The 16,635-nt window shown below is 55.3% G+C and carries 13 protein-coding genes and 1 tRNA gene; 11 read left to right on the top strand and 3 right to left on the bottom strand.

The window, feature by feature from the left end:
• Window positions 1-15 precede the first annotated feature (15 nt).
• Window positions 16-957: a sugar phosphate isomerase/epimerase gene (locus TR2A62_RS11565; protein ID WP_223296101.1), complete on the top strand. Its 942-nt coding sequence runs from the start codon at window positions 16-18 to the stop codon at window positions 955-957.
• A gap of 252 nt (window positions 958-1,209) precedes the next feature.
• On the opposite strand, the gene TR2A62_RS11560 is transcribed toward TR2A62_RS11565, so the two are convergent.
• Window positions 1,210-2,508, bottom strand: a complete 1,299-nt coding sequence (locus TR2A62_RS11560) for a tyrosine-type recombinase/integrase (protein WP_040820665.1) — start codon at window positions 2,506-2,508, stop codon at window positions 1,210-1,212.
• A 177-nt stretch (window positions 2,509-2,685) separates the two neighbouring features.
• Window positions 2,686-2,771: transfer RNA gene (locus TR2A62_RS11555), tRNA-Leu, on the bottom strand.
• Between the two features lie 182 nt (window positions 2,772-2,953).
• On the opposite strand from TR2A62_RS11555, the gene TR2A62_RS11550 reads away from it, so the two are divergent.
• Window positions 2,954-3,931, top strand: coding sequence for a complex I NDUFA9 subunit family protein (locus tag TR2A62_RS11550; protein WP_009160507.1), 978 nt, complete (start codon window positions 2,954-2,956; stop codon window positions 3,929-3,931).
• On the opposite strand, the gene TR2A62_RS11545 is transcribed toward TR2A62_RS11550, so the two are convergent.
• Window positions 3,928-4,731 (bottom strand): undecaprenyl-diphosphate phosphatase, encoded by an 804-nt coding sequence (locus TR2A62_RS11545; protein ID WP_009157646.1) that lies wholly within the window; start codon window positions 4,729-4,731, stop codon window positions 3,928-3,930. The two genes, TR2A62_RS11550 and TR2A62_RS11545, sit on opposite strands and share 4 nt — an antisense overlap.
• A 211-nt stretch (window positions 4,732-4,942) precedes the next feature.
• Here TR2A62_RS11545 and TR2A62_RS11540 point away from each other — a divergent pair, with 211 nt between their 5' ends.
• The 9 genes from TR2A62_RS11540 (at window position 4,943) to TR2A62_RS11500 (ending at window position 16,618) form a co-directional block, all read left to right on the top strand.
• Window positions 4,943-6,376: an NAD(P)-dependent oxidoreductase gene (locus tag TR2A62_RS11540; protein WP_009157910.1), complete on the top strand. Its 1,434-nt coding sequence runs from the start codon at window positions 4,943-4,945 to the stop codon at window positions 6,374-6,376.
• A 119-nt stretch (window positions 6,377-6,495) separates the two neighbouring features.
• The gene (locus TR2A62_RS11535) at window positions 6,496-7,203 is read left to right on the top strand and encodes a hypothetical protein (RefSeq protein WP_009160772.1); all 708 of its coding nucleotides are present in this window, start codon (window positions 6,496-6,498) and stop codon (window positions 7,201-7,203) included.
• Entirely contained in the window at window positions 7,200-7,871 is a 672-nt protein-coding gene (locus TR2A62_RS11530) for a hypothetical protein (protein WP_050761082.1), read from the top strand. The genes TR2A62_RS11535 and TR2A62_RS11530 overlap by 4 nt, the downstream gene beginning before the upstream one ends.
• Window positions 7,868-8,575 (top strand): hypothetical protein, encoded by a 708-nt coding sequence (locus TR2A62_RS11525; protein ID WP_009160841.1) that lies wholly within the window; start codon window positions 7,868-7,870, stop codon window positions 8,573-8,575. Before TR2A62_RS11530 ends, TR2A62_RS11525 begins: the two co-directional genes overlap by 4 nt.
• The gene (gene gltB, locus TR2A62_RS11520) at window positions 8,572-13,110 is read left to right on the top strand and encodes a glutamate synthase large subunit (protein ID WP_009159176.1); all 4,539 of its coding nucleotides are present in this window, start codon (window positions 8,572-8,574) and stop codon (window positions 13,108-13,110) included. Before TR2A62_RS11525 ends, gltB begins: the two co-directional genes overlap by 4 nt.
• Before the next feature lie 111 nt (window positions 13,111-13,221).
• Window positions 13,222-13,959 carry a monofunctional biosynthetic peptidoglycan transglycosylase gene (mtgA, locus tag TR2A62_RS11515; protein WP_009158323.1) on the top strand — a complete coding sequence of 246 codons (738 nt, stop codon included), beginning with the start codon at window positions 13,222-13,224 and terminating at the stop codon, window positions 13,957-13,959.
• A 50-nt stretch (window positions 13,960-14,009) separates the two neighbouring features.
• The gene (locus tag TR2A62_RS11510) at window positions 14,010-14,675 is read left to right on the top strand and encodes a glutathione S-transferase family protein (RefSeq protein ID WP_040820664.1); all 666 of its coding nucleotides are present in this window, start codon (window positions 14,010-14,012) and stop codon (window positions 14,673-14,675) included.
• A gap of 15 nt (window positions 14,676-14,690) precedes the next feature.
• Window positions 14,691-15,719, top strand: coding sequence for a tRNA epoxyqueuosine(34) reductase QueG (gene queG, locus TR2A62_RS11505; protein WP_009160407.1), 1,029 nt, complete (start codon window positions 14,691-14,693; stop codon window positions 15,717-15,719).
• Window positions 15,716-16,618 (top strand): DMT family transporter, encoded by a 903-nt coding sequence (locus tag TR2A62_RS11500; RefSeq protein ID WP_009159546.1) that lies wholly within the window; start codon window positions 15,716-15,718, stop codon window positions 16,616-16,618. Before queG ends, TR2A62_RS11500 begins: the two co-directional genes overlap by 4 nt.
• The last annotated feature ends 17 nt before the right edge of the window (window positions 16,619-16,635 follow it).

The following is a 16,635-nucleotide window of genomic DNA, read 5'->3' as shown; positions in this document are numbered from 1 at the left end:
GTGACGCCGTACCTGTTGGGCAAGAAGAACAACCGTCAAACGACTAACGCCATACCTGTCGGAATCCCGGCAAATTGGTTCAAAACAAAAAACAGAAAGGAATATACGATGGAAGGATTTGGTGTTCATACCAGCATGTGGACCATGAAATGGGACCGTGAGGGAGCCGAACGAGCAGTTAAAGCTGCGGTCGACTATAAGATGGATTTCTTGGAGATTGCGCTGCTCGATGCACCGGCAGTTGATGCAGAGCATACGCGCAAACTGTTGGAAAAGAATGATATGCGCGCGGTCTGCTCGCTAGGACTGCCACAAGCCGTTTGGCCATCTCATAACCCTGTTGGTGCAATTGAACATATGAAAGTGGTCTTTGATACGGCCAAGGCCATGGGCGCAGAAGCCGTTTCTGGTGTAACATATGGTGGTATTGGTGAGTGTTCGGGTATGCCGCCAACAGAGGCTGAATTGTCGAGTGTTGCGCGCTCCTTGGAGACCTGCGCGGCCTACGCTAAGTCACTGGGGCTTTTGTTTGGTATCGAGCCAGTCAATCGCTATGAAACGCATTTGATCAACACCGGCTGGCAAGCACGGGATATGATTGAACGTATTGGCTCAGACAACATCTTCATACACCTCGATACCTATCACATGAACATCGAAGAGAAGGGTGCCGCTAACGGTATTCTGGATGCGCGTGAGCATCTGAGATACATTCACCTGTCCGAGAGTGATCGTGGAACGCCAGGCGAAGGTTGCTGCGATTGGGATGAAGTATTCGGAGCCTTGGCTGCTATTGGTTTCAAGGGCGGCTTGGCAATGGAGAGCTTCATCAACATGCCACCTGAGATGTCTCGTGGACTGTCGGTTTGGCGGCCGGTCGCGCCCGACTTCCAAACTGTGATGGACAAAGGTCTTCCGTTTTTGCGCAATAAAGCAGCGCAATACCGGCTCGTGTAGTGGACACCGTAGTGAACTCACTTTCTTACAGCTGCAGCAAACGGGCGGAACACTGATGATCTATTGTTGTGGTTTCATTGAATGGCCGGTCCTTCCGTTGCGCGGCGGCATTAGATTTCTCGCTCACGCGGCATTTCTGGCGTTGCGAAAGCGTGCAGCGAGAAAGTCGAATTCACAGATTGGGCTCATTTCTGCCGTTCGCTGCGCTTTGGTTGAAGGTCCGCTCAGACCCGCCACTCGCCTACTCCAGCATCACTCCTCCCAGACCTTCACCAAGTGCTCCCGCATGACCTCCAGCGCATACCCCGAGCCATAGTTGGCTGCCACTGTGTTGGTGCTGTGCCCGAGGATGGCCAGGGAGATGGCCTCAGGACAGCCGGTGTTGCGCAGCTTGTCCTTCATACGGTGGCGTAGGGAGTGGATGGTCACCTTCTTGTCTGTGATCTGTGTTCTTAGCCGCTTCATGAGCATGGCGGAGGCCGCATCACTGCCACGAGGTCGGGCATAGGCGGGGAAGAGGGGGTCGGTATCCGATAGTCCAACTTGCTGCTGTCTGAGGCACTCTGTGGCCCTGGGGGATAGTGGTATGCTTCTGGTGGAGGTCTTTGTCTTGAGGCGTCGTAGGCTGTTGTGGCGAATGTGCAGGCACCCCGTAGCTAGGTCGAGATCTTGTGCTTCTAGCCCTACAACCTCAGCAAGCCGTGCCCCCGTATCTGCCAGGCTAACAAGCAGGGCATAGGCTGTGGGGTTTCCTTTATACTCCGGCAGCAGCATCTCCAGCTGGTTATCAGTCATCGGCAAGCGGTCATCCTTACTGGCACCGGCTCCTTTGATCTTGATCCTTTGGAAGACGTTACGCTGCTCTAGGTCGTTCTCGATGATCACATGGTTCATGGCCGCCTTGATGACCCCAACGGTGCGAACAACGGAGTTTGGTGCCATACGGTTCAGCAGGTAGTCCCGGAACGTGTTGGCATCAGCTCGGGTGATGTCAGCAAGGGGTGTCCACTCCACCCTGTTCTTACCCAGTGCAATCACGAGGTCCTTACGGATCCGCTCAATGCGGGTCTTGAGGGCTTTGTCCTCAACATTGTTGTCACATTTGTAGGTGTAGTAGTCAGATAGGACCTTATGCAGGGTCATTGGCTCTGGAGACAGTCGCGCACTGCCGACCTGGCGTACCACTTCGGGCGGTGTGCTGCCCTGAAGCTCCATAGCAAGTTCCCGGAAGTCATCTGTGACATCCCATTCAGGATCGACCACTCCCTCCGCAAACACCTCTGCGTGCCACTCTCCCAGGCGCTCACGGACAATGGACTTAGCGCGCACACTGTTGGGTGTACTGCGCTCCTCATCGAACAACGCCTCCACCTCAGCATGGACAACAGGCAGCCTCCTGATTGCCTCATCGTAGCTATCCCCCAGCTGGCGATACACAGTCGCCTTGGGAATCACCTCCCGCAGTGCTTTGGGCACGTTGCGCTTATACCGATACGAGCCATTGGCCCGCCGGAAGACGTATTTGGGGAGCTTTGAGATCGGATCATCCATTGTGCTCGAGACTATCTCGACACAGCTTACCGGGTGCAAGCTTATCTGGACCGCTTATCTGTGACGCTTTGGGTGCGCTTCTCGACGAAGTGGTCCTAAAAGCGGTCCCGATTGTGGTCCCGGATTCCGCCAGAAGCAGTTATTAGCAACGATTTCTTGGAGATATAGGGGGTATTTTGGTGCCCAGGAGAGGACTCGAACCTCCACGTCCATACAGACACCAGCACCTGAAGCTGGCGCGTCTACCATTCCGCCACCTGGGCAGGTGTCGATGAGCGGGATTTAAGCGCGTGTGCGCAGGGTGTCAACATAGATTCAAGCACGCGATTGGGGGAATCTGCCGTTCCGGATCAAAGCGGCTAAACTCTGGGGTGTTTTGCGCCTTGTTTCAAACGCCAGTGATCGGTAAACCCTGTGCAGCCTAGTGTTCAAAGGGAAATTCACCATGTCTAAGCTTGTCACCATTTATGGCGGATCAGGATTCGTTGGGCGCTATGTTGCGCGGCGGATGGCGCAGGCTGGTTGGCGTGTACGGGTAGCCGTTCGCCGCCCGAACGAAGCGATGTTCGTTAAACCCTATGGCGCTGTTGGTCAGGTCGAGCCGATCTTTTGCAACATTCGCGATGATGCTAGCGTCGCGGCGGCGATGCAAGGTGCGGATGCGGTTTTAAACTGCGTTGGCATTCTGGCTGAAACACGTCGCCAAAGCTTTGAGGCTGTTCAGGCCGAGGGTGCTGGGCGGGTTGCGCGCATTGCTGCCGCAACTGGCGTTGACCGGATGGTGCATATTTCGGCGATTGGTGCTGATGCGAATGCAGATAGCACCTATTCCCAAACCAAAGCAGCTGGCGAGAAAGCCGTTCTGGAAGCCATGCCAAATGCTATGATCGTCCGGCCATCAATCGTGTTTGGACCAGAGGATGACTTCTTTAACCGCTTTGCATCGATGAGCCGCTTTGGCCCAGTTTTGCCAGTGGTTGGAGCTGATACCAAATTCCAACCCGTCTACGTTGACGACGTGGCTCAGGCTGCTGTCATGGGCGTGACTGGTGATGCGTCGGGCATCTATGAGTTAGGCGGCCCAGATGTCGCGTCGTTCCGTGAGTTGATGACCCAAATGCTAGAGATCGTACGCCGCCGGCGTCTCGTTCTGAATATCCCAACCTTTGCAGCCAAACTGATGGCGTTCGGTTTTGGTATTGCTGAAACGCTGAGCCTTGGGATCATCAAGGCACCGATCACCAGCGATCAGATCAAGAACTTGAGCGTGGACAATGTCGTGTCCGAAGATGCACGGGGTTTTGCTGATCTCGGGATTGCGCCTGTGCCGACGGATGCCGTCCTGACGGATTACCTGTGGCGGTTCCGGCCATCAGGTCAGTATGACGCGATCAAAGAGAGCGCCAAGAACCTCAAGGCTTAGGTGTAAGCGATCCACAATAGGATCACACCAAGGATGCAGCGGTAAATCACGTAAGGCGTAAAGCTGACGGATTTGAGCAAGCGCATCATGAGGGTCAATGCAAAGAGTGCGGCGATGAATGCGAGGCCTGCGGCGAGGGCGCCGTCTTTGGCCGCCTGTGCGTCCGCAGTCGCGGTGACTTCGATCCCCAACAGCGCACCAGACGCGATGATTGTCGGGATCGACATGAGCATCGCGAGCTTGGCTGCATCCTCACGTCCATAGCCCAACTGGCGGGCGCCAGTGATCGTAATGCCCGAGCGTGACGTTCCCGGGATCAATGCGACAGCCTGCCACAAACCCATGACGACCGCGTCCTTGAGCGACCAGCTAGCAGCGGTCTTTGTGGTTGGGCCCTTTTGATCCGCCCAGTACAGCACAAGACCAAAGATCAACATCGCCCAACCGATGACGGCGACGGACCGTAGCATGTCATCAAGCCCCGTGAGCTTGAGGATTAGCCCTACGACGATCACAGGCACCGTGGCGATGATCAGACAAAGTGCGAGCCATGCGCCTTGGGTGTCGACTTTGCGGCGCAACAGGCGCGGGATACCCGATAGTGCAATTTTAACATCTGCCCAAAAGTAGAGAATGACAGCAAAGAGAGTGCCAACGTGCACCGCAACATCGATCACCTGACCTTGGTCTTCTAAGTTTGTGAGGCTAGGTAGCAGGATCAAATGCGCCGACGACGATACGGGTAGGAATTCGGTAATGCCTTGGATCAAAGCGACAAGAACGAGCTGGAACAGAGGCATTTCACGGACCTTTTGATTCGATGTCGCCAACCTAAACGCTTGGGCCAGAGGGGAAAGATCGCATTTAAGTCCGTATCGGACATAAATATTGAACAAATTGGAGAAATTCCGTGCGGTGGATACAGCTTTTCCTAATATAGGTCAGCAGAAGTTACTTTTATTTTCTGCGGCCGCCGCTATAACGTCTGTTCCAATGCGGAAAGGGTGCATCGTGGCCAATCAGAAAATGCTCAAGTTTGTGAATGTGGATCGGGACATGCCGACCAAGCGGGCGCCTGACCTACGCAAACAGGATTTTGAAGAGATTTATTCGGAGTATGCAGCGGTCAAAGCCGAAGAGCAGTCGAGCCGGTGCAGCCAGTGTGGTGTGCCGTATTGTCAGTCGCACTGCCCCCTGCACAACAATATTCCTGACTGGCTCCGCCTGACGGCAGAGGGGCGTCTGCGAGAGGCCTACGATGTCTCGCAGGCAACAAATACGTTCCCAGAAATCTGTGGCCGTATCTGTCCGCAGGATCGTCTTTGCGAAGGCAACTGTGTGATCGAACAGTCTGGCCACGGCACAGTGACGATCGGTTCGGTCGAAAAATACATTACCGACACCGCGTTTGAAAACGGTTGGGTCAAACCGATCTCACCTAGCGCGGAGCGTGCAGAATCTGTTGGCATTATCGGTGCCGGACCGGGTGGCTTGGCCGCGGCAGATATGCTGCGCCGGCAAGGCATTCAGGTCACTGTTTATGACCGCTACGACCGCGGCGGCGGCTTGCTTACTTACGGCATTCCGGGGTTCAAGCTGGAAAAAGACGTGGTGATGAAGCGTATGGACCAGCTCGAAGCGGGTGGTATCGAGTTCCGTCTGAATTGCAATGTGGGCGAGGATCTGTCGTTTGATGCGATCCGCGGCAAGCATGACGCAGTGCTGATCGCAACGGGTGTATATAAGACGCGGGCGCTGCAGGCGCCGGGTGTCGGAGCCGAGGGCGTCGTACGTGCGTTGGATTATCTGACCGCGAGCAACCGCAAGAGCTTTGGCGATGATGTAGAAGAATTTGACAGCGGTGCGTTGAATGCCGAGGGCAAGCGCGTCGTCGTCATCGGTGGTGGTGACACTGCAATGGACTGTGTCCGCACGGCGATCCGTCAGGGTGCGACATCGGTCAAATGCCTTTACCGTCGGGACAAAGCGAACATGCCTGGCTCGCAACGCGAAGTTCAAAATGCCGAAGAAGAAGGCGTAGAGTTTGTTTGGCTGAGTGCACCAAAGGGGTTCACTGGTGATGCTGTTGAGGGTGTGATGGTTCAGAAAATGCGTTTGGGTGCACCTGATCCGACGGGTCGTCAAATGCCAGAACTGATCGAAGGTTCGGACTATATCGAAGATGCTGATCTGGTTGTTCAGGCGCTGGGCTTCGAGCCAGAAGACCTGCCGAAACTATGGGGCGTTAATGGCTTGGAAGTGACCCGCTGGGGCACGGTCAAAGCGAACTACGGCACGGGTGAGACCAGCCTCGATGGTGTTTATGCCGCAGGTGATATTGTGCGCGGTGCCAGCCTAGTTGTGTGGGCAATCCGTGACGGACGCGAGGCCGCCGAGGCGATCATGTCCTACCTTAGCAACACCGCAAGCGTGGCCGCTGAATAAGGATAATTTCATGTAATTTGCGTAATTTGGGCTCTGAATTACGTAATTTGCAGAATTCGTTAACGAATGGGCTTGGGTCAGTACACATGACCTAAGTGATCCAACAGGAGACAGGCAATATGTCGACAGGATTGACAAAAATCCTTACGCTCAGCACGCTTCTCGCGAGCGGTCTCGCCGCGCCTGCTTGGACCCAGGATCGCGCCGCGCCGGGTGTCCTGTTGGATGGTTGCGCTCCTGTTTTGACTGTTCACAAAAACAGCTGTGTCGTCGAGACGCTCTACACTTGCGAGGGGCGTGCCGATTACAACACGATCCTTTTGCATGATGGTGCGGATGGTGACAGCTCAGTTGAAGGGTACACCGATGACGGGTTGTTGGTGTTCACTGGTCCATTGGACGGGACCTATTGGTTTGAATTGGTAGAAACGCAGGACGGTCTAGATCTGTCTACGTTGCTAGGCGATGGCGTTGATACATTCGAGCAATCGCTGACCTTCAATTTGCCTGGTCTGGATAGCCAACCGGCTATTTTCAAAGGGACGATGTTCACCATTGGCGAGACGGTTGAAATCGATGGTTTGACGTTCGAAATCGGTCGGTCTGACTATAGCTTTGTCGTTGGCGAAACTGAGGATACCGAGGTTCGTCATATCAACACGGTCTATTTCCATCCGGACTATCCATTTGTTCTGACGGGAACGGTGGAAAGCAGAACTGCTGATACAATATCAGTTCAGAATCAAACACCTCAACGCATCGTTTTGCCGGGGCAGGCAGGGTTTGGTGCGCGCCAGCCGTTGTTTGGCTGTGGTGACTTCGGATGATGCGGCTTGCAGTAATCCTAGGGCTGTTAGCATCGCCGGCTGTGGCGTTTGAGCCGCCGAACGGTTGTACGCCTCAGCTGACCATTCAATATCGGTCATGCCTGATGTCGAACATCTGGACCTGCGACGGTGACGCCGCTGGAGAGCAGTGGATGGGTTTGTTTAATGCAGCCGGCATTAGCCGTGTCCGCAAAGTCGATCGTGAATTTCAGTGGCTCGAGACGATTCTTATGAACCCTGTGCGGACCGAACGCATGATTGTGCCTGCACCGGACCCTGAGAACATCACCGAGCTATTGGAAACGGGGGCTGATACATACGATTTCACAATCGAGCAGCCTGATGGCAGCTTTGAGCGGTATGTCGGCTATGACCGACTGACCGGTGACACAACGGTCATTGATGACGTCGTCCTAGATAACACGGCCTACGCTTATGACGTGGTGAATGAGGCAGGCGAAATCGTGCGCAGCCGTGAAGGACGCCAGTTCATTAGCCGTGATCTTCGGATTTTTCTGTTTGGTGAAAGCTGGGACAAGTCCACCCCTGAGAACGTGTTTAGCGCGTTGCCTGTTGAGTTCCTTGAGCTGGGCGAGGTCGGGTTTTTTCCAAACCAGCCGCTGTATGATTGTGGGGCAACCATGTCATCGTATGAGGTGAGCCAGTGACCAAATATGCAATGATCCTAGCTGTTGTGGCGTCGCCGGTTGCGGCGCAGTCATTCTCGCCGCCCGAAGGGTGCACTGGCTATCTGACGGTTCAATCCAAATCCTGCGTTGTGTCCAATCACATGCGCTGTGAAATGGATGACACTGGCGACAATCGACGCGTTGATTTCGGTGAGACCGGATTTGAATATTCCGGTCGGACAAACGCCGAAAGCCAGTGGGTCGAAAGCTACTATCCGAACTCTGAGAGCTACGAAGTGCTGGGACCAGATCCAGTCAAGCCAGCGTCGTTTTCGGACTTATTAGAGACTGGTATCAGCGAATATGACTTTACCACGGTCGACCAAAACAGCGAGGTTTTCCGGTTTATCGGTGTGGACCGTTTGACTGGTGAGGAGGTGGAAATCGATGGCGTGATGCTGAAACGCACGGCCTACGAAATTCGCCTCGAAGATGCCGAGGGTTCGGTGTCGTGGATGTCGCGCGGATCCGAATTCGTGAACCCCGAATGGGGCATTTTTCTAAGTGGGACTGGCACCAGTTTGGTGCCTGGTCAGGACGAGACCGACGAGGACAACACGCCCGTCGAGTTTATATTTCCCGGTGAGCTGGGGTTCTTTTCAACGCAGCCCAAATTTGGGTGCGGTGTGGTGATGTCTTCGTTTGATTTGGATCAGGCGAATGTGAAGGAGATGCAGCAATGACAACCTATGATCAGGCTTGGGTAGAGGCCGAAGAGGCCAAGCGCGAATTTATGGCCGAGAATGGCATGTACCGCGAGGAGGAGGAGCATTCGTCCTGTGGTGTTGGTTTGGTTGTGTCGGTGGACGGCAACGCTAGTCGCAAAGTGGTTGAGAATGGTATCGCCGCGCTCAAGGCGATTTGGCACCGCGGTGCGGTAGATGCTGATGGCAAAACCGGTGATGGTGCGGGCATCCACGTCCAGATTCCCGTTCCGTTTTTCTACGATCAGGTCGAACGCACAGGTCACGTCCCTCGCAAGAGTGAACTGATCGCTGTGGGGCAGGTCTTTTTGCCTCGTACTGATTTTGGTGCCCAAGAAACCTGTCGGACGATTGTCGAAACCGAAGTCCTGCGCATGGGCTACTACATCTACGGCTGGCGCCACGTGCCGGTCGATGTGTCGTGTCTGGGTGAAAAGGCAAACGCAACCCGCCCTGAGATTGAACAGATTCTGATTTCGAACTCCAAGGGTGTGGATGAAGATACATTCGAGCGCGAGCTCTATGTTATCCGTCGCCGCATCGAAAAGGCAGCGGCGGCGGCACAGGTTCCTAGCCTCTACATTGCATCGTTGTCGTGCCGGTCGATCATCTACAAGGGCATGATGTTGGCCGAACAAGTGGCCGAGTTCTATCCGGACCTGATCGACGAACGTTTCGAGAGTGCGTTCGCGTTGTATCACCAGCGCTATTCGACAAACACGTTCCCACAGTGGTGGTTGGCACAGCCGTTCCGCATGCTGGCGCACAACGGTGAGATCAACACGCTCAAGGGCAACCTGAACTGGATGAAATCCCACGAGATTCGGATGGCGTCGTCGGCGTTTGGGGACATGGCTGAGGACATCAAACCGATCGTCGCACAGGGTTCATCAGATTCGGCGGCATTGGACGCTGTGTTTGAAATGCTGGTGCGTGCAGGGCGTTCTGCACCTATGGCGAAAACGATGTTGGTGCCTGAAAGCTGGTCCAAGCAAGCGACCGAGCTGCCACAGGCATGGCGGGACATGTATTCCTACTGCAACTCGGTGATGGAGCCGTGGGACGGCCCCGCCGCACTTGCTATGACCGATGGTCGTTGGGTCTGTGCCGGTTTGGACCGGAACGGTCTACGCCCGATGCGGTACGTCGTTACTGGTGATGGCCTACTGATCGCGGGATCTGAGGCTGGAATGGTGCCGATCGACGAGGCTGGCGTTGTCGAAAAAGGCGCGCTGGGCCCGGGTCAAATGCTGGCCGTCGACATGAAAAAAGGTCTGATGTTCCACGACGAGCAAATGAAGGACAAGCTGGCCAAGGCACTGCCATTTGGTGAGTGGGTCGGCAAGATCAACGAATTGGACGAAACATTGGGTGCAGTGACAGAAGCACCGATGTTTGAAGGCGATGAACTGCGCAAGCGGCAGATCGCAGCTGGATACAGCATTGAAGAACTTGAGCAGATTCTGGCCCCTATGGCAGAAGATGCAAAAGAGGCGCTGGCGTCGATGGGCGATGACACGCCGAGCGCGGTTCTGTCGGAAAAATACAGGCCCCTGAGCCACTTTTTCCGACAGAACTTTTCTCAGGTTACGAACCCGCCAATCGACAGTTTGCGCGAATTCCGCGTCATGTCGCTTAAGACGCGGTTTGGTAATCTCAAGAACGTTCTGGACGAAGATTCGTCACAAACAGAGATCCTTGTTTTGGACAGCCCGTTTGTTGGAAATGCCCAGTTCGATGCGCTGTTGGATGCGTTCAACGCGCCAAGCAAAGAGATCGATTGTTCCTATGGTGTGAATGACGGCGCGAGCGCGCTGAGCGACGCATTGAGCCGGATTAGAGACGAAGCAGAAGATGCTGTGCGGTCTGGTGCGGGACATATTGTTCTGACGGATCAGCATGCGGGTGCAGACCGTGTGCCAATGCCGATGATCCTCGCGACCAGCGCTGTTCATTCGTGGCTGACACGCAAAGGTCTGCGGACGTTCACATCGCTGAACGTGCGGTCGGCTGAATGTATTGACCCGCATTACTTTGCCGTTTTGATCGGTTGTGGTGCGACAGTTGTGAACGCCTATCTGGCGGAAGATTCGTTGGCAGACCGGATCGAGCGTGGATTGCTCGACGGAACATTGACCGAGGCTGTTGCGCGGTATCGCAAAGCTATCGATCAAGGCCTGCTCAAGATCATGGCCAAGATGGGGATTTCGGTGATCTCAAGCTATCGCGGTGGTTTGAACTTTGAGGCCGTTGGTTTATCTCGCGCCTTGGTGGCTGAATTCTTCCCAGGTATGCAGAGCCGGATTTCGGGCATCGGTATCGGTGGTATCCAGAAAAAGGTCGAAGAAGTGCACGCACGTGCATGGGCTGGTGGATCGGATGTTCTGCCAATCGGTGGTTTCTACAAATCACGTCGTTCTGGCGAGACCCACGCGTGGGAAGCCCAGTCGATGCACCTGCTGCAGGCTGCCTGTGATCGTGCGTCTTATGCTATGTGGCAGCAGTATTCTGCCAAGATGAAATCGAACCCGCCAATTCACTTGCGCGATCTTTTGGATATCAAGCCGTTGCGCAAATCCATTCCGATCGAAGAGGTCGAAAGCATTACGTCGATCCGCAAACGTTTTGTCACACCCGGCATGTCGCTGGGCGCGCTGTCGCCTGAGGCGCACAAGACGCTGAATGTTGCGATGAACCGGATCGGGGCCAAATCTGACAGTGGTGAGGGCGGTGAAGATCCGGCGCATTTCCATCCTGAGCCAAACGGCGACAACCCGTCTGCCAAGATCAAGCAGGTGGCGTCGGGTCGTTTTGGTGTGACTGCAGAATATCTGAACCAGTGTGAAGAGCTAGAAATCAAGGTCGCGCAGGGTGCCAAGCCCGGCGAAGGTGGTCAGTTGCCCGGAATGAAGGTGACAGATTTGATCGCGCGCCTGCGGCATTCGACCAAGGGTGTGACGCTGATTTCACCTCCGCCGCACCACGACATCTATTCGATCGAGGATCTTGCGCAGCTGATCTATGATCTCAAGCAAATTAACCCGCGCTGTAAAGTGACGGTCAAACTGGTGGCGAGTTCTGGCGTTGGTACGATTGCCGCTGGCGTGGCCAAGGCTAAGGCCGATGTGATCCTGATTTCAGGTCACAATGGTGGCACCGGTGCATCCCCCGCGACGTCGATCAAGTATGCTGGTCTGCCGTGGGAAATGGGTCTGACCGAGGCGCATCAAGTGTTGTCGATGAACAACCTGCGCGAACGGATCACACTGCGGACAGACGGCGGTTTGCGCACGGGTCGTGACATTGTGATGGCTGCGATGATGGGTGCCGAAGAGTACGGTATCGGCACAGCAGCATTGATCGCGATGGGCTGTATCATGGTGCGTCAGTGCCAGTCGAACACCTGCCCTGTTGGTGTCTGTACTCAGGACGAAGCGTTGCGGCATAAGTTCACTGGTTCGGCGGACAAGGTTGTAAATCTGATCACCTTCTACGCCACCGAAGTCCGCGAAATCCTCGCTGAGATCGGTGCGCGGTCATTGGATGATGTTATCGGTCGTGCTGACCTGTTGTCACAGGTGAGCCGTGGTTCGGCCCACCTGGACGATCTGGATTTGAACCCGCTGTTGATCACGATCGATGGTGCGGATCAGATCACATATGACCGCAACAAAGCCCGTAATGTCGTGCCGGACACATTAGATGCGCAGATTGTGCAAGACGCGGCGCGGTTCCTCGAGGACGGCGAAAAGATGCAATTGGCCTATGCAGTGCAAAATACACTGCGGTCGGTCGGTACGCGCACCTCTAGCCATATCGTCAAAGCGTTTGGGATGCGTAACACGCTGCAGCCTGATCACCTGACGGTCAAATTGACTGGCTCGGCGGGTCAATCGCTGGGTGCGTTTGCGGCTCCTGGGCTCAAGCTGGAAGTATCGGGAGATGCCAACGACTATGTCGGCAAGGGTCTGTCGGGCGGTACGATTGTTGTGCGCCCACCGATGGCTAGCCCACTGGTCGCGGATGAGAACACGATCATTGGCAACACTGTGCTCTATGGTGCGACGGACGGCTATCTCTTTGCTGCTGGTCGTGCGGGCGAGCGGTTCGGCGTGCGTAACTCTGGTGCATCTGTTGTGATCGAAGGCTGTGGCAGCAACGGTTGTGAATACATGACTGGTGGTGTCGCAGTGATCCTAGGTTCCATCGGTGCCAACTTTGGCGCGGGTATGACAGGTGGCATGGCCTATCTCTATGATCCGAAAGGCGAGACTGGCCCGATGATGAACATGGAAACGCTTGTGACCTGTCCGGTGACCATGGATCATTGGGAAGCCCAGTTAAAAGGGTTGATCGAACAGCATCTGGCCGAAACAGGAAGCCGCAAAGCAGCGCACATCCTGCAGCATTGGGATCTCGAAAGAGCGAACTTTGTTCAGGTGTGTTCGACTGAGATGTTGCCGCATTTGCCCGTGCCGCTGAGTGTGGAAGCAACGGCTGTTCCAGCCGAGTAACTACGCCCTAGGCCTGTTGCGATTTAGACCCGCTGTTTGATTGTTCAGACGGCGGGTTTTACTTTTGTGCGGACTGCGTGGATATTTCACGCAAACAGCGAGAGCACCCCCGTGGCCAAAAAAGCAGCCCCCAAGAAAAAGACCAAAGCCAAGGCCAAGCCAAAGGAACGGCAACGCATCCGGCCCATTCGGTGGCTGTTGCGGTGGGTGCGGCGTGTGGTGTTTTTGACCATTGCCGGTCTGCTGCTGTGGATCGTGGCCTATTCCGTCATTAACCCACCAACGACGCCCTATATTGTGGCCGAACGTTTCCGCGTTGGATCGATTGACCGGCATTGGGTTCCGCTCGAAGAGATCGCGCCGGTGATGGCACGGTCAGTTGTTGCCGCTGAGGATGCGAATTTTTGCAATCACTGGGGATTGGATTTGGCAGCGATCAAGGTCGCGATGGACACTGGAAATGGTGGAGCATCGACGATTTCCCAGCAGGTCGTGAAAAACGCATATCTCTGGCATGGCCGCAGTTGGTTCCGCAAAGCAGCCGAGGCCTTCATGACCCCCGCGGTCGAGGCGGTGTGGACTAAAAGGCGGATCATTGAGGTCTATTTGAATATTGTTGAGTTCGACGAGGGTATCTTTGGTGTTGAGGCGGCGGCGCGCCACTACTTTGGTGTGGGGCCGGATCAGCTAAGCGCGACACAGGCTGCACGACTGGCTGCAATCTTGCCAAACCCCAAAGGGCGGTCGGCCAGTAACCCCTCAAATTTCGTCCGCCAACGCACCCGTGCGATCATGGATGGGGCAGCTACCATTCGCGCAGATGGTCGGTCTGCGTGTTTCGAGGATTGAATTGGGCGCGGGGTTGCGGCATTGAAGGATGACCCCACTTGGATGTGACTATGAACCGTTTGTACCATTCCCCGCTTTCTCCATTTTCCCGCAAAGTGCGCCTGAGCCTTGCGGAAAAGAAGATTGAGGTCGAATTGTTCGAGGAACGGTATTGGGAGCGTGGCCAAGAATTCTTGCGGCGCAATCCGGCAGGTAAGATCCCGATCCTGAAAATGGATGGGCGCTTGATGGCCGACAGCACGGCGATCTGCGAATACCTAGAAGAGAAATACCCTAATCCAGCCCTGATGCCTGCCGATCCCGAGGGGCGGTTCGAGGTGCGGCGTTTGGTGGCGTGGTTCGACGACAAATTCCATCCCGAGGTTACGGTCAAATTGCTGGGTGAGCGGGTGAATAAACGTTTGATGAACCAAGGCTACCCCGACAGCATCAACATCAAAGAGGGCGCAAAGGCGATAAAGTTCCACATCGATTATATGACGTGGTTGCTGGATCACCGACGTTGGTTGGCTGGCGACAGCATGACATTGGCAGATTTTGCAGCTGCGGCTCAGCTGTCGTGCCTCGACTATATCTCGGACGTGGATTGGAACCGGTCCGAGGTCGTCAAAGATTGGTATGCCAAGATCAAATCGCGCCCTGCGTTCCGGTCGCTGTTGGCGGACCAGATCTCAATTCGGGCGCCTGCGGATCACTATGCTGATCTGGATTTCTAACGACGTGACATTGCCATGAGCGAGGCGCTGAAACAGGCGTTGCTGGCCCGTTCGCTGGACGAAGGGTTTTCTGCCATGGGCGTGTGCCGCCCTGATGCGATGCCTGAATTGCCCGCACGGCTCGCACAATTTGTAGAGGCGGGACGGCATGGGCAAATGGGCTGGATGGCAGAACGTATGCATTGGCGCGGAGCCCCTGATGCGTTGTGGCCCGAGGCGCGATCCGTCGTGATGCTGGCCGAGGCCTATACGCCAGAGCACGATCCACTGGCAGTTTTGGAACAGACGTCCAAAGCGGCAGTGTCCGTCTATGCCCAAGGGCGCGACTACCACGATATTGTCAAAAAGCGGCTCAAGCGTGTGGGGCGTTGGTTGTTGGACCAAGCCGAGGGCGAGGCGATCAAAGTCTTCGTCGATACCGCGCCTGTTATGGAGAAACCGCTGGCCGCCGCAGCTGGGTTGGGATGGCAGGGTAAACATACCAATCTGCTGAGCCGCGAATTAGGAAATTGGTCTTTCCTAGGTGCGATTTTCACAACCATTGATTTGCCAGTGGACGAACCGGTCGAGGATCGGTGTGGGTCCTGTCGTGCGTGTTTGGACATTTGCCCGACTGACGCATTTCCAGCACCAAACCAGTTGGATGCGCGGCGGTGTATTTCCTATCTGACCATCGAACACAAAGGGCCGGTCGACGTTGAATTGCGCGCCAAAATGGGTAACCGAATTTATGGTTGTGACGATTGTCTGGCGATTTGCCCGTGGAACAAATTTGCCAGAGAGGCGCGCGAGCTGCGTTATGCGTCGTCGCCTGATGCCCCCGATCTAAACGAATTGGTCGGATTGGATGATGCCGCGTTTCGTGCGCGATATTCTGGATCTCCGATCAAGCGGATCGGACGGGATCAGTTCGTTCGCAACGTGCTCTATGCCATCGGAAATTCGGGCGATGTCGCGTTGAAATCCGGCGCACAGGCTTTGGTTGATGATGCAGATGAAACAGTCGCTGACGCAGCGCGTTGGGCGGTGGAGCGTTTAACATGATGCGCGGTGTGATGTTGATGATGTCGGCTGTGACACTGTTCGTGGTGATGCAGGCGTTTATCAAGGCCGCGGGGCGGGTGCCTGCGGGACAGGCGGTCTTCTTTCGCTCGTTTTTCGCCCTCCCGGTGATCCTGATGTGGTTGTGGATCCGGCATGATATGCGTGACGGCCTAAAAACGAAAAACTGGAAGGGTCACGCCCTGCGCGGAATTTGTGGAACGACGGCCATGGGGCTAGGATTTTACGGGCTCAAGTTTTTGCCATTGCCAGAGACAACAGCGATCCGATTTGTGACACCAATTCTGATCGTGATCTTTGCGGCGGTCCTATTGGGCGAGACGTTTCGCAAAGTCCGATTGGCTGCGGTGCTCTTGGGGTTGTGCGGTGTACTGATCATCATGTGGCCACGTCTGACGTTCGATCTGGGGGACATGGCGATGATCGGCGTGATCGTGACGCTTGGGTCGTCTGCGTTGGCCGCGCTCGCGCAGATTTTCGTCAAGGCGATGGCGGGGCGCGAACGCACGGTAGCGATTGTGTTCTATTTCTCGCTGACGGCGAGCACACTAGGGCTGATGACTGCGCCCTTTGGATGGGTGATGCCCATCGGGGTCGAGTGGGCCTATTTGATTGGGGCAGGGTTGATCGGAGGGGTTGGACAGATTTTGCTGACTTCAAGCTATCGATTTGCGGATGCCTCAACACTGGCACCGTTCACCTATGTCAGTATGCTCTGGGCATTGATCATCGGGTATTTCTGGTTTGCCGAAGTGCCAACGCTGACCATGTTGTTTGGAGCGGGGCTGATCATCGTCGCGGGGGTCATTATTGTGCTGCGTGAGCGGGCTTTGGGCCGAGAAGAAACTGCAGAACGCAAGTTGATGGCACAGGGGAAGTAGGGGATTGGCTAAAATCT

It is taken from the genome of Thalassobium sp. R2A62, assembly GCF_000161835.1.
Lineage (GTDB): Bacteria > Pseudomonadota > Alphaproteobacteria > Rhodobacterales > Rhodobacteraceae > Thalassobium.
This window is presented reverse-complemented; position numbering and strand designations above follow the sequence as displayed.

Excerpts from the sequence above, each read along its gene's own strand:
- TR2A62_RS11560 (WP_040820665.1), bottom strand. The coding sequence starts at position 2,508 with ATGGATGATCCGATCTCAAAGCTCCCCAAATACGTCTTCCGGCGGGCC.
- TR2A62_RS11550 (WP_009160507.1), top strand. The coding sequence starts at position 2,954 with ATGTCTAAGCTTGTCACCATTTATGGCGGATCAGGATTCGTTGGGCGC.
- TR2A62_RS11545 (WP_009157646.1), bottom strand. The coding sequence starts at position 4,731 with ATGCCTCTGTTCCAGCTCGTTCTTGTCGCTTTGATCCAAGGCATTACC.
- TR2A62_RS11535 (WP_009160772.1), top strand. The coding sequence starts at position 6,496 with ATGTCGACAGGATTGACAAAAATCCTTACGCTCAGCACGCTTCTCGCG.
- TR2A62_RS11530 (WP_050761082.1), top strand. The coding sequence starts at position 7,200 with ATGATGCGGCTTGCAGTAATCCTAGGGCTGTTAGCATCGCCGGCTGTG.
- gltB (WP_009159176.1), top strand. The coding sequence starts at position 8,572 with ATGACAACCTATGATCAGGCTTGGGTAGAGGCCGAAGAGGCCAAGCGC.
- TR2A62_RS11510 (WP_040820664.1), top strand. The coding sequence starts at position 14,010 with ATGAACCGTTTGTACCATTCCCCGCTTTCTCCATTTTCCCGCAAAGTG.
- queG (WP_009160407.1), top strand. The coding sequence starts at position 14,691 with ATGAGCGAGGCGCTGAAACAGGCGTTGCTGGCCCGTTCGCTGGACGAA.
- TR2A62_RS11500 (WP_009159546.1), top strand. The coding sequence starts at position 15,716 with ATGATGCGCGGTGTGATGTTGATGATGTCGGCTGTGACACTGTTCGTG.